Annotated in this window: 12 protein-coding genes; 9 read left to right on the top strand and 3 right to left on the bottom strand. The window is 29.4% G+C overall.

Annotated features, from left to right (window positions below):
* Positions 1-1,547 (top strand): hypothetical protein (locus IO99_RS19340; RefSeq protein ID WP_035133767.1); only part of this gene is annotated, 1,547 nt, incomplete at its 5' end.
* A gap of 243 nt (positions 1,548-1,790) precedes the next feature.
* Positions 1,791-2,594 (top strand): SLAP domain-containing protein, encoded by an 804-nt coding sequence (locus IO99_RS12055; protein ID WP_035133764.1) that lies wholly within the window; start codon positions 1,791-1,793, stop codon positions 2,592-2,594.
* A 35-nt stretch (positions 2,595-2,629) separates the two neighbouring features.
* Here IO99_RS12055 and IO99_RS19080 read toward each other — a convergent pair whose 3' ends face one another.
* Entirely contained in the window at positions 2,630-2,773 is a 144-nt protein-coding gene (locus IO99_RS19080; RefSeq protein WP_156964349.1) for a hypothetical protein, read from the bottom strand.
* A gap of 175 nt (positions 2,774-2,948) precedes the next feature.
* Between IO99_RS19080 and IO99_RS12050 the strand changes: the two genes are divergently transcribed.
* From IO99_RS12050 to IO99_RS12020, 7 genes are all read left to right on the top strand, one after another.
* Positions 2,949-3,539, top strand: coding sequence for a hypothetical protein (locus IO99_RS12050; RefSeq protein ID WP_035133762.1), 591 nt, complete (start codon positions 2,949-2,951; stop codon positions 3,537-3,539).
* Positions 3,540-3,899: 360 nt separating this feature from the next.
* Positions 3,900-4,565, top strand: a complete 666-nt coding sequence (locus IO99_RS12045; protein WP_051824083.1) for a sugar transferase — start codon at positions 3,900-3,902, stop codon at positions 4,563-4,565.
* 16 nt (positions 4,566-4,581) lie between these two features.
* Complete coding sequence (locus IO99_RS12040) at positions 4,582-5,820, top strand: glycosyltransferase family 4 protein (protein ID WP_035133760.1); 1,239 nt, start codon at positions 4,582-4,584, stop codon at positions 5,818-5,820.
* 137 nt (positions 5,821-5,957) lie between these two features.
* Positions 5,958-6,854: a dTDP-4-dehydrorhamnose reductase gene (rfbD, locus tag IO99_RS12035; RefSeq protein ID WP_035133759.1), complete on the top strand. Its 897-nt coding sequence runs from the start codon at positions 5,958-5,960 to the stop codon at positions 6,852-6,854.
* Between the two features lie 3 nt (positions 6,855-6,857).
* A complete protein-coding gene (locus IO99_RS12030) occupies positions 6,858-7,598 on the top strand; it encodes an N-acetyltransferase (RefSeq protein WP_035133757.1) in 741 nt (246 codons plus the stop codon).
* Between the two features lie 10 nt (positions 7,599-7,608).
* The gene (locus IO99_RS12025; protein ID WP_051824081.1) at positions 7,609-9,081 is read left to right on the top strand and encodes a lipopolysaccharide biosynthesis protein; all 1,473 of its coding nucleotides are present in this window, start codon (positions 7,609-7,611) and stop codon (positions 9,079-9,081) included.
* Positions 9,082-9,106: 25 nt separating this feature from the next.
* Positions 9,107-10,840: a phospho-sugar mutase gene (locus IO99_RS12020; protein WP_035133755.1), complete on the top strand. Its 1,734-nt coding sequence runs from the start codon at positions 9,107-9,109 to the stop codon at positions 10,838-10,840.
* A 39-nt stretch (positions 10,841-10,879) separates the two neighbouring features.
* On the opposite strand, the gene IO99_RS12015 is transcribed toward IO99_RS12020, so the two are convergent.
* Together IO99_RS12015 and IO99_RS12010 are read right to left on the bottom strand one after the other, a co-directional pair.
* Positions 10,880-11,911 carry an LCP family protein gene (locus IO99_RS12015; protein ID WP_035133754.1) on the bottom strand — a complete coding sequence of 344 codons (1,032 nt, stop codon included), beginning with the start codon at positions 11,909-11,911 and terminating at the stop codon, positions 10,880-10,882.
* A gap of 15 nt (positions 11,912-11,926) precedes the next feature.
* Complete coding sequence (locus IO99_RS12010; RefSeq protein ID WP_051824079.1) at positions 11,927-13,234, bottom strand: LCP family protein; 1,308 nt, start codon at positions 13,232-13,234, stop codon at positions 11,927-11,929.
* Positions 13,235-13,319 lie beyond the last annotated feature (85 nt).

The raw sequence follows: 13,319 nt of genomic DNA, 5'->3' as shown, positions 1-13,319 counted from the left end.
AAATTGATGGAGTTGTATACACTGGAACTGGAACAGGTACTTCTGCATTAACATTTAGTGGATTAGCATTAGATACATCTAAAACTCACACAGTTGAAGTTCTAAATGCATCAGATGCTAAGGGTAATATTAAGGCTTTACAAAGTACTACATTTACTGTAACTAAAGATACAGTTGCACCAGTTGCACAATTTGAAGCAATAGGAGATCATCAAATTTTATTAACTTTTGATAAAGCAATGAATACTTCATCTGTTAATACTTCATCTGTTAAAATTGTTGATGAAAAATTAACTTCTCTTCAATCAACTGAGTATAGTGTAACTGCAATAAACAGTAAGATGTTCTTAGTGAATATTTCAAAAGAACTTTATGGTAATGGAGAAACTTCACGTACTCTTACATTACAAATTGATGACCAAGTAAAAGATTCACTAGGTAATAAAATAGCTATTACTACTAAAAATGTTGGTTTAACTAAGGATGTTGTAGCTCCTAATGTTTCAGACGTTTCAGTAGTATATGATAAAGATGGTAATGCAGAAAAGTTACAAGTTAAATTTAATGAAGAACTTAATGCTGCTCCAGCAGACTTAAGTGATATTTCAGCTAAGAATGCTGTAACAGGTGTTGATGAAGTTATCACTAATGTTCTTGATGCTTCAGCTATTGAACTTCTTGATGATGGACAGACAGTGGAAATTGGAATCCAACCTTATGCACTTGGTAAAAAAGTGAACTTTGTATTTGCAAAAGGATTTGTTGTTGATACAGCACAAACTGCTAATGATTCTGTTGCTTTTGCTAAATCAGTTGAGTTCAAAGCAGCTTCTACTGCATTTAAAATTGCACAAAGTAACGTAAATACAGATACAGCAAATGAAATTATAATTGATTATGGAAGAGCTGTTGTAGGTGACTTCGGATTTAATGCAGCTAACAATCCTGCTAACTACACTATTGCTGGTAAGACATTACCTCTAGATACACAAATCACTGTAGCTGGGGACCGTCAAACAGTAACTATAGTATTACCAGACGAATTTGTAGCTAATACTGACACTAATGCAGTACTTACAGTTAATAATGTAAGAGATATAAATGGTAGAACAATTGCTCCATTTGTTGGTTATGCAAATGTTCAAGATAATACTACACCAAAACTTAATAAAGTTGTTTGGAATACTAATGGTTCATTTACTCTAGACTTTAGTGAAGCTATTACAGCTGCTACATCTGTTGGAACTGAATCAGGAGTTGATGTAAAATTAAATGGTGGTACTTATACTTTAACAACTTCTAATTATGGATTTGCTGCTGGTACTGGTTCTGATGATGGTAACATAGTGGTAACATTAAAACCTTCTGACGATGCAACTCATGGTAAGTACATTGATGTTAATGGAAATAGTGCTTATGATGCAGGAACTGATGTTTTAGTTGCTGATATAATGAATGTATCTGTAAAAGTAAAAGACGCAAATGGTATTAAAGATGCTGCTGGTAACGATGCTAAATCTGGAATAGTGGTATCTGCTGTAAAATAGATAATATAAAATTATGTAAAAAGAGAGGACGGATGTTCTCTCTTTTTTTATAAACTAGATACTTATATACTAATTAAGATTTTACAATTTGGGGGTTAACTCAAATATCTTATTCAGTATATAGCAAATTGTTTCACAATTATTTTATAATTTAAAATCATAAGTAGAAATACAAGTATATTAATGTTAAAATAAGATTTGGCAAGAATTATTTTAATATATAAAGATGATTTGGGGGAACATATGAATAATAAAAGTGATATTAGATTAAATATTCCAAAAATACAAATGGTTTCACCTCTTAAAGAGAAGGTTTTCCAAGAAGAGTTGTATAATATTAATGAAATAGAACCATTAAAAGAAAATCAAGTTAATTTAGCAACTACTTATTTTTCGAATAAAGGAAATGAATTGGAAGTAGGATTTTTTATAAGAAATACTTTAAAAAGTGAGATATCATTGGAAGAAGTGGTATTAGCAATACAAAGCTCGAAAGGAGACATTATATCTAATCTTACATGCAATTTAAAAGAATTAGGCTCTATGCCAAGTTATACAGGAACTCCTTGTAGTTTAAAGTTTATAATTAATGAAGGATCTATTTATGATCCTAATGAAGAATATAGAGTTATATTTAATAAGAATATAAATTGCTTTCAATCAGTAAAAGCAGATATAGAAAATTTATCTATAGATATGTCATTTGATGAAGAAGAAGAAATACGTAAGTTTGAAAAAGGCCTTGATACTCTTATAAAAGATGAAATAAATATAGCTATTTTTAAATTGGTAAAAGATGATGATGGCAGCATTAACATTACTTTATTAGTTAGAAATGGTTACAATAAAGAGATAAAATTAGAGCGATTACCGATAACTATAATGAATTATAACAATTATCCTATATGTAAGCATGTATTTCATGATTCTAATGGACTAGTTAATATTAGTGCACAACGTGCTAAACTACTAAAGCTATCAATAGATAAATCGAAAATTTATAATACAGTTTTTGACTTAGATAGGTGCAAAATACTATTTCAATAAAATTACCCCTAGGAAAGTATATCCTAGGGGTAATTTTATTTTATAACCTTTTTTATATCCTTTGATAATTGTATCATTATTTTATCTATTCCACTTTCATTAAGGTGATAATTTGTATCAAAGAATAGCTCCTTATTGTAGAAGTAATCCTTGGGTGGAGTTATTAAGTCAATACCCATATGGTATAATTTAGCTACTATTTATTCTATAATTTCCTCCTAACTCATATTATAAACAATAAGAATATATCATAAGTACTGTAAAAACTCTACTAAATAGTGGACAAATGGTATATAAATATATAGAATATAAAGGAAGTGAAATTTTTATATAAAATAAGGATGTGTAAATTATATGATAAAAACTAAAAAGAGTAGTTTATATATTTTTCTTGTAATTATTTTAGTAGTATTAGGAGTTGGAGGTTATAAACTACTTCCAAAGAATAAAGAGGAAGATAAATTTTTATCCTTTGAAAAAGAAAAAGAAATTATTAAAAATGTAGAATTAGCAAAAGAATTGTTGGTGGAAGTTGAAACTATTAAAGATAAAGAAAGAGTTGAAGAGAATCTAGATGAAGTAATTAAAAATGAAAATAGGGAAATTTCTAGAAAAGAAGCCTATAATGCTGTTGTTAAAGCAGGAGAAACCATGGCTCAAGAAGATATTAACTCAGCTAGATATGAAATTATAACACTACCTGAAGAAATAGTAAAAGATAGGATTCGTTTTAATGAAATCCTTGATAAAGCTCAACAAACTTTAATGACTAATGCTTCAGAGGCTTTAGATATAGCTGTTAATACAATGGATAGTAAGGATATTGATGCTGCCATAAAAATATATAATGATATATCAAAAATAGAATTTAATGATGGCGTTAAGGAATGGATACATATAGAGTTAGAACCAAAAGCAAATAAGATTCTCAATGTGTCGAAATAGATTTATTTAATAGGAAATAGTAAAAAGATATTCTAAAAATTTACTATATGTGATATAATGGTTTTAGTGGAATATGGGTTCCATATATAACTTTTAAAGTAACATTTTGAAGGTTATAGTTTTTAAAATAATGTAATTTAGTTTTTTAAGCTCCTATTTGGTAAAAGGATGAAAGATTGTGCTCCACATATCTTTTATCTTTTTATTTTTTCAGGTAAAGTATTAAAATTGGCTCATATTCACAAAATATACTTAAAAAAATACTCAATTAATAGATAAGTTTGTCCTATTGTAGTATAATCTTTATAGGTCATATTTAATAGTAAATAAGTTTTATTAATAATATAAGGAGAGAAGAATATGGGTGAAATTCGACCAAGCCAGGACTGTGAAGTTAGAACTATCCAGGCTGAGGATGAAAAAGTTATTTATGAATTTTTAAAAAGAATTATTGATATATTAATGTCTGTTCTATCACTTATAGTTTTAAGTCCTGTATTTATTATTATAGCAATTGCTATAAAATTAGATTCTAGTGGACCTATAGTATACTCTCAAACTAGGGTTGGTAAAAATGGAAAACATTTTAAGATGTTTAAGTTTAGATCAATGATAATAAATGCAGAAGAAATGCTTACAGAGCTTAAACCCATGAATGAGATGGATGGACCTATGTTTAAAATAAAAGAAGACCCACGAATTACTAGGATTGGTAGATTTATAAGAAGAACAAGTATAGACGAGTTGCCACAACTTATAAATATATTAAGAGGAGAAATGTCCATAGTAGGTCCTAGACCTAGTCTACCTTCAGAAGTAAAAGAATTTGAGTCTTGGATGATGGAAAGGTTTGTGGTAAAGCCAGGATTAACTTGTTTTTGGCAAGTAAGTGGAAGAAACAATATACCATTTCATAAATGGATGGAGTTAGATATAAAGTATGTAAAAGAGAGAAATCTTTGGCTAGATGTTAAGTTAGTATTTAAAACAATTAAAGTAGTTATTAAAGGAGACGACGCTAGCTAATAGGTGAGGAGATAGTATGAAAAAGAAGATATTGGTATATGCTCATTATTTTTATCCAGATGTAGCATCTACAGGTCAAATTTTAACTGAGCTTTGTGAAGGGTTAGAAGAAGATTTTGAAATAGTGGTAATCTGTGCAGTACCAAGTTATAGTGGTACTGTTAATGATAGATATAAAGATAAAAGGTTATATTTAGAAAGTCATGGAAACATAAAAGTATTAAGAGTTAGAGTATGTGACTTCGATAAAACTAATAAGATTAGTAGAATAAAAAACATATTAGGATATTTTTTTAATGCTATTTTTGCAACCTTTAAGATTAAAGATGTGGATATAGTATATTCAATATCTCAACCTCCTATTTTAGGTGGCACCTTAGGGGTTATAGGAAAAGTATTAAAGAGAGCTAAATATGTATATAATATTCAAGATTTTAATCCAGAGCAAACTGAGGCTGTTAATTATTCAAAAAATAAACTCTTGTTAGAATTAGCAAGAAAAGTAGATAAAATGAGCTGTAGAGCTTCAGATAAAATAATTATTGTAGGAAGAGATATGCAAAGAACCTTAATAAATAGGTTTAAAGGTAAAAAGGTTCCTAGTAATGAAATTATAAATAACTGGATTGATGAAAAAAATATATATCCAATAGACAAAGATCATACTAAAATTAAAGAATTTAAAGATAAATATTCTTTAAATGATAAATTTATAATTATGTATTCAGGAAATATTGGATTATATTATGATTTAGAAAACATAATAAAAGTAATAGGGAAGTTTTCTCATAGAGATGATGTTGTCTTTGCCTTTGTAGGTGATGGAACTATGAAAAATACATTAAAGCAATATGTTGAAGAGAATAGTCTGAAAAATGTTAAGTTTATACCATACCAAAATAAAGAGGACTTAATTTATTCTTTAAATGCTGGAGATGTTCATCTAGTTACAAATCAAAAAGGTATAAAGGGTATATCAGTACCAAGTAAGATATATGGAGTTTTAGCTGTAGGTAAACCTATCCTCGGTGTATTAGAGAAGGATAGTGAAGCAGAGCTCATAATAAGAAATTGTAATTGTGGTATTGTTGTAGAACCTCAAGACTACAAGGGAATTGAACTAGCACTAAATAAAATATTAGATGAGAAAGATAATATGCAAACTCTTGGGAAAAAGGGTAGAACATATTTAGAAGAAAATTTAACAAAGGATATGTCTATAAGAAAGTATATAGATATATTGAGTAGATTATAAAAATATAAGTTAGCTATGATTTAGAACATAGCTAACTTATGTTTTTTAAAAATGCTAGGGTTACTTTTGTAATATAAATAGAGTATAATTATACTGATAATTCTATACATAATAATTATATTTAAGGAGTTTTACTTATGAAAATATTAGTAGCAGGAGGAAACTCTCAGCTCGCAAAAGAAATAAAGTATATAATAGATAAAGGAAGTTCATCCTTAGGAGATATAGACTCTAGAATTATTAAAGGAGAAGTGATTTCTTTATCAAGGGAAGAATTAGATATTACTGACTTAAATATGGTGAAGGAAGTTATTAATAATATAAAACCTGATGTTATTATTAACTGCGCTGCCTATACTAACGTAGATGGCTGTGAGAGTGATTTTAAAGGAGCCTTTAAGGCTAATGCTTTAGGACCAAGAAACTTAGCTATAGCAGCTAAAGAAGCAAATTCAAAGCTATTGCATATATCTACGGATTATGTCTTTGATGGAAAAGGCACTAGTCCTTATAAAGAATATAATAGGATTAATCCTAAAAGTATATATGGAAAAACTAAGGCTCTTGGAGATGATTATGTAAGAGAGTTTTGTGATAAATATTTTATAGTAAGAACCTCTTGGCTTTATGGAAGGTTTGGGAAAAATTTTGTATACACTATAAGTAATTTAGGTGATATGAATGATTCCATAAAGGTAGTTAATGATCAACTAGGAAATCCTACTAACTGTGAAGATTTAGCTTATAATATACTAAAGCTTATAGTTACAGAAGAATACGGTATATACCATTGTACTGGTGAGGGGATTTGTTCTTGGTATGATTTTGCAGTAGAGATAATTAAACTTAAGGGCTGTAATTGCAAGGTGGAGCCTTGTACTACAAAAGAGTATCCTAGACCAGCTAAAAGACCGACCTATTCTGCTTTAGATAATTTAATGCTAGAGTGCACTATTGGGAATACTATGAGGTACTGGAAAGATGCACTTAAGGATTTTTTTCAATCACAGATTAATGATAAAAAGGAAGTGTAATATATGAATTATATATCAGAAAAAGCTACTATAGGAGACAATGTTAAGGTAGGAAGGTTTGCAGTTATTGAAGACAACGTTACTATAGGAAACAACTGCATTATCGGCCATAATGTAGTTATTCATGAGGATACTATAATAAAAGATAATGTTAGAATAGATGATAATACTGTTATAGGTAAAACTCCAATGAGGGGGGTAAACAGTATATTTAAAGATGAAGAGAAGTTACCAAACTGCACCATAGGAGAAGGGTGTTTAATTGGTGCTACTACTATAATTTATAGAGGAGCAATCATAGGAGATAAAACATTAATTGCAGATATGGCAACTATAAGAGAAAATGTAACTATAGGAGAGAAAACGGTTATAGGCAGAGGCTCAACTGTAGAAAACTTCTGCACAGTAGGGTCAAATTGTAAGATTCAAACTAATGTATATTTAACTGCATATTCTACTGTGGAGGATTATGTATTTATAGCACCTTGTGTTGTAACTTCAAATGATAACTATGCAGCTCGCTCAAAGGAGAGATTTGGAAAGTTTAAAGGTATTACTATTAAAAATGGTGGTAGACTTGGAGCTGGAGTAGTAGTACTTCCAGGTAAGGTTATAGAAGAGGAAGGATTTGCAGCAGCAGGGTCTTTAGTTACAAAGGATGTACCAGCTAGAAAAGTAGTAGTTGGAAGTCCAGCAAAAGTTTTAAGAGATGTACCAGAGGATCAACTTCTAGAGAATCAGTAGGTTTAAAATTATGAGTAATTTAAATTTAAAATTAAGTGGTATAAAAAGGAATTCTTTACTTGGAAAGTTTCTATCTTTCTCTGTAGGGAATTGGCTAGTATTAATCATAGGACTTATATCCTCTCCAATTATAACTAGGATAATAGAGCCTGTGGAGTATGGTAAGTTTGGAATGTTCAATTTATATGCTAGCATACTTACGTTAATCATAACCTGTGGATTAGACCAATCTTATGTAAGATTTTTTTATGAAGAGGATGAAGTTAATAGAAACAAATTATTATTTGACAGTATAAAGATTCCTTTGATATTAAATATATTAATATCAATTATAATCATTATATTTAAAGTTCCTATATCAAATTATGTAATCTCAGAATATAATCCAAATTTTATAATATTACTTTTATTAAATATAACTTTAGCTTCTATAAGCAGATTTTCACTTTTGACAGTAAGAATGAAGCAAAAGGGAAGACTATATTCTATGCTACAGGTAATGCAAAAGCTTAGTTATCTTATGTCTATAGCATTGTTCTTTATGATATATAATAATAGTTTCTTAACTCTTGCTTATGCAACCTTAATTTCTAATGCTGTAATAGCAGGTATATCTATATTTACTGAGAGAGATAGTTGGAATTTTAAGAATATTAAAGATAAAAAACTTAAAAATTCTGAGTTAGATATCTTAAAATATGGAATACCATTGATTTTTACAGTATTGGTTACATGGTTATTCCAATCTGCTGATAAGATGGCAATAAAAGCTTTTTATGGTGATTATGAGGTGGGAATATATAGTTCAGCCAATAGTATAATAGCCATATTAAACATATTACAGACATCATTTGCAACCTTTTGGATACCCGTGGCTTTTGAAAAGTACGAAAAAGCTCCAGAGGATACAAAGTTTTTTTCAAATATCAATGATATAGTTAGTTTTTTAATGTTTGGAATAGGAATTGGTATAATATTGTTTAAAGATGTAATTGTGTTAATTTTAGGACCTAAGTATAGAACTGCATCTTACATAATGCCATTTTTAGTATTTATGCCTGTATTATATACCATGTCAGAGGTATCAGTTGGAGGTATAAATTTTAAAAAGAAACCTAAATATCACATAGTAATAGCTTCAATAGCTTGCCTATTTAATGTTATAGGAAATAGTATTTTGGTACCAACCTTAGGAGCTAAAGGTGCTGGTATTTCTACTGGACTAGCGTATATAGTATTTTATTATGCCAGAACTTTAATATCTAGAAAACTCTATAAAGTAGATTATAGTATAGGAAGGACTACAGTAGCTATATTAGCTATATCTATTCTTGCTTTATACACAAGTTTTATGGAATTTTCTATTATTACAGTAATTATTGGCATTATAGTTATATTAATAGTTTTATTCTTATATAGAAATACTATTAAAAGTATGAAGGATATGATATTTAAAGATAAAAATAAAGATATAAGAAGATAAAATATATAAATAGGGAGGGGTATCATTGAATTATAGAGATAAATATAATTTATGGGTTAATTCACCTGAAATTGATGATGTCACTAAAGCGGAACTAAAAAACATTATTGATGAAACTGAACTAGAAGATAGATTTTATAAAGAGCTAGAGTTTGGAACAGGAGGATTAAGAGGAATAATTGGAGCTGGGAGTAATAGGTTAAATATATATACTGTGGGAAAGGCAACACAAGGATTTGCTAATTATTTAAATAATAAATATACTTCTCCAAAGGTTGCAATAGCTTATGATTCTCGTCATATGTCTAAGGAGTTTTCAGAGTATGCTGCTAGGGTTTTAGCTGGTAATGGTGTAAAAGTATACTTATATGATAGGCTTACTCCTACTCCTATGCTTTCTTATGCTGTAAGAGAGTTAAACTGCCAAGGTGGTATAGTATTAACAGCTTCACATAATCCTAAAGAGTATAATGGGTATAAAGTCTATGGTGATGATGGATGTCAAGTTACAGATGCATCAGCTAATGAAATTATAACCTTTGTAAATAATATTGATTCCTTTGCTCAAGTTACAGTAATGGATATTAAGGAAGCAGTTGAAAAAAGGTTAGTTAACTATATAGGAGAAGAAATATATACTTCATATATAGAAAGAGTAAAGGAGCTTACCATAAGAAAAGAGCTAGTAAAAAATCATGGTAAGGATCTTAAAATAATATATACGCCTATTCATGGTACTGGCAATATTCCTGTAAGAAGAGTACTAGATGAACTGTCTTATAAGAATGTTGAGGTAGTTAAAGAACAAGAACTACCTGATGGAGCTTTTCCAACAGCGCCATATCCAAATCCAGAGGATAGTAAAGTATTTAAGCTAGCTTTAGATATGGCAAGGGATTTTGCTCCTGATATAATCCTTGGTACAGACCCTGATTGTGATAGAATAGGGGCTGTAGTGAAAGATAATAAAGGTGAATATAGAGTTCTTACGGGTAATCAAGTAGGTGTACTATTAACTCATTATATAATATCATCCTTAAGAGAAACAGGAAATTTAGATACTAAGGGTACTATAATTAAAACTATAGTTTCCACAGATATGATAAAACCTATATGCAAGAAATTTGATGTACAGATTAAGGAAGTTCTAACAGGGTTTAAGTATATAGGAGAGCTTATAGGAAACTTTGAAAAAGCTCCAGGTAATAATAAGTTCCTATTAGGTTTTGAAGAAAGTTATGGATATTTAGCAGGGGATTTTGTTAGAGATAAGGATGCAGTTATAGCAGCAGCTTTAATATGTGAAATGACTCTTTATTATAAATCCATAGGTAAGACTTTATATGAAGGATTAATAGAACTATATGAAAGTTATGGATATTATAAAGAAAAGTTAATATCCATAGAGCTAAAAGGTAAGGATGGTCAAGAAAAAATTAAAGAAATAATTGAGTATTTCAGAAGTGAGAATATAAGAAACTTTGGAGATTATAAAGTATCTGTTAAGGAAGACTATAAACTAAGTTATAGGATTAATGTTGATGACTCTAGTAAAGAGGTTATAAATTTACCAAAGTCAAATGTTATTAAATTTATTTTCTGCAATGGATGCTATTTTGTAGTAAGACCTTCAGGTACAGAACCTAAGATGAAAATATACTTAGGTGTAACTGGGGAGAACAATGAAGTTTCAGATAGGAATTTATTAAAATTAGAAGAAGCTGTTTTAAATAGTATAAAAGAATTTTTACCACAATAAAAGCAAGAGCTACATGGAATTTAATCCATGTAGCTCTTATTAATTAGAAGATGTTTCTGGCTTTATATCTTCATAAATATATTTTTGTATCTGTTCTTTAGTGACCTCTTCATCAAAGGTAGTATAGTAAACACCATCTATTGAATCACCTTTACTATGCTCTGCAAGTGGGAATCTTAGTTGTTCTATATCAGTCATTCCAGAGGTTAATACTTTAGTACCTAAACTTAAAATTTCTGAAGTAGAAAGACTAGTTTGAACATGAGGCGATACTTCATTAATTACTGATGGTAATTTAAGTATACCTAGATTTTGAACTTTGTTGAATAGAGCAGTTAATACAGCCCTATGACGTTCAGTTCTTTTGTCATCTCCACCACTAGTAGCTCTAATTCTAGAATAAGCAGTAGCTTGTAGTCCGGTTAATGTTTGTACACCAGAAGAATTTACATATTGTGGTGTAATTCCTTGATCATTTGATAAGTCACGAACATAGTTATTTATATACTCAACTTCAGCTTCGTCTATAGTTAGTTCTATTCCACCAATAACATCAATAATTTCTTCTAAATCAGAGAAATTAACTTTGGCATAATCAGTTATATCAAGTCCAAAATTTTGATTTATAGTCTTAATAGCTAATTCTTCTTTACCATAAGCGTAGGCATGATTAAGCTTATCATATCCATGACCATCTATGTTTACATAACTATCTCTTGAAAGAGAAGTTAGTTTAAGTTTCTTGTGTTTAGAATCAACTGTGGCAATGATTATTGCATCTGAACGACCTACATCACCTTCACTTTGATCTATACCAAAAAGTACAACATTTTTAATTTTATCAGAAGAGGATTTAGGATTAGACTTATCAATACCCAAATCTTTATTGTTAAAATCAACTGTATTAAGTTTACCTAGTGTTGATAATCCATATGTCACTGCAATTGTAATGAAAAGTACTAAAAGAGTTATTATTATTAATATAATCTTATTAGCTTTCTTCTTTTTTCTTTTATTCTTTTTTTGCCTCTTTCTATTTGTGTTTGAGGGCTTTGTTGAATTTGTACTCATAACTATCTCCTCTCGTTAAGGGTTTGGATTTTCAGTAGAACCATCTTTAGGTGGCTCAGTTGGAGTTTCAACTGGGGTCTCTACTGGTGTATCATTACCTTGAGAATTATCACCCTTGTTTTGGTTTGATTTATCAGTAGTGTTATCTACAGGATTAGGTTTATTTGTATTATCCTTGTTACTTGGAGTAGAAACCTCTGTTTCCACATTGGTATTAGGAGCTATAGTTTCTGTATTTGTATTTTGATAATCTGAAATTTCATTACCATGTGAGTGTTCAGCATCGTGATTATATACCTTTGGGTTAGGTTCTAGCCATATTTTTCTATCATTAAAAATATACTCATGAATTTGTTCCTCGGTATAATCTTCATCATAGCATAAGTAGAATACATCATTAATTTTTGAGTTATGAGTATATTCATCTCTTGGGAATCTTTCTTGCTCTATATTTTTAGTTCCTAAGTTAAGTACATTTGCTGCTAGGTTAATTATTTCTTTGTTAGATAGACTGGTTTCTACATAAGGTAATAGTTTAGTTGCCATGGAAGCAAGTTCTGCAGTACCGGCCTTAGAGATTTTATTAAACATTTCAGTCATAATCTTACGATGTCTTTCCGTTCTATCAAAGTCACCATTAGCAGTGCTTCTAATTCTACAATAACCCAAGGTTTGAAAGCCATCCATATGTACTTTACCAGATTCGTCTTTTACTAAAGTCTTTGCTGGAGTATTTGACTTACTTGAAACTCTTACTATATATTTGTCAACTTCTACAATTTCTTCATCGGATAATTTCATATCTATTCCGCCAATTGCATCTACAAGTTTTTTCAATTCTTTAAAATTAATTTTTACATAATCCTCAATATTAAGCCCAAAGTTTTGGTTTAAAGTTTTTATTGAAAGTTGAGGACCACCGTAAGCATGGGCATGATTGATTTTATCTTTTCCATAGTCAGGTATCTCTGCATAGGTATCTCTCATTATAGATGTAATCTTAAGTTTCTTATGAACAGGGTCAAAGGTTGCTATCATAAGAGCATCTGAACGTCCTACATCAGTTTTAGTTTCATCAACTCCAAGGATTGCTATATTTACTATATCCTTAATTTCACTAGTTTGTAGTTTTTCTTTAACCTCGTCCTTGATACCTAGATCATTTTCATCAATATCTGACCTTTTCATTTTTGACAGCAGATTATTTCCATAAAACAAACCAATACCAAGTATAACTATAAGCACAGCAACACAGGAAATAATTATCTTTTTCTTTCGAGATTTTTTTCTTTTATTTAAGTTTTTGTTGTTTAAGTCTTCCAATGTTATCACATCCTAAAATTAAATTTTTTCTAATAAAATGATTTTTAAAAAATATAATAATAACGAAACATATACTTTATTATTA

Source organism: Clostridium sulfidigenes, from assembly GCF_000732635.1.
Taxonomy (GTDB): domain Bacteria; phylum Bacillota; class Clostridia; order Clostridiales; family Clostridiaceae; genus Clostridium_J; species Clostridium_J sulfidigenes.
The sequence above is the reverse complement of the archived record's forward strand: the minus strand, read 5'-3'. Positions and strand labels throughout refer to the sequence as shown.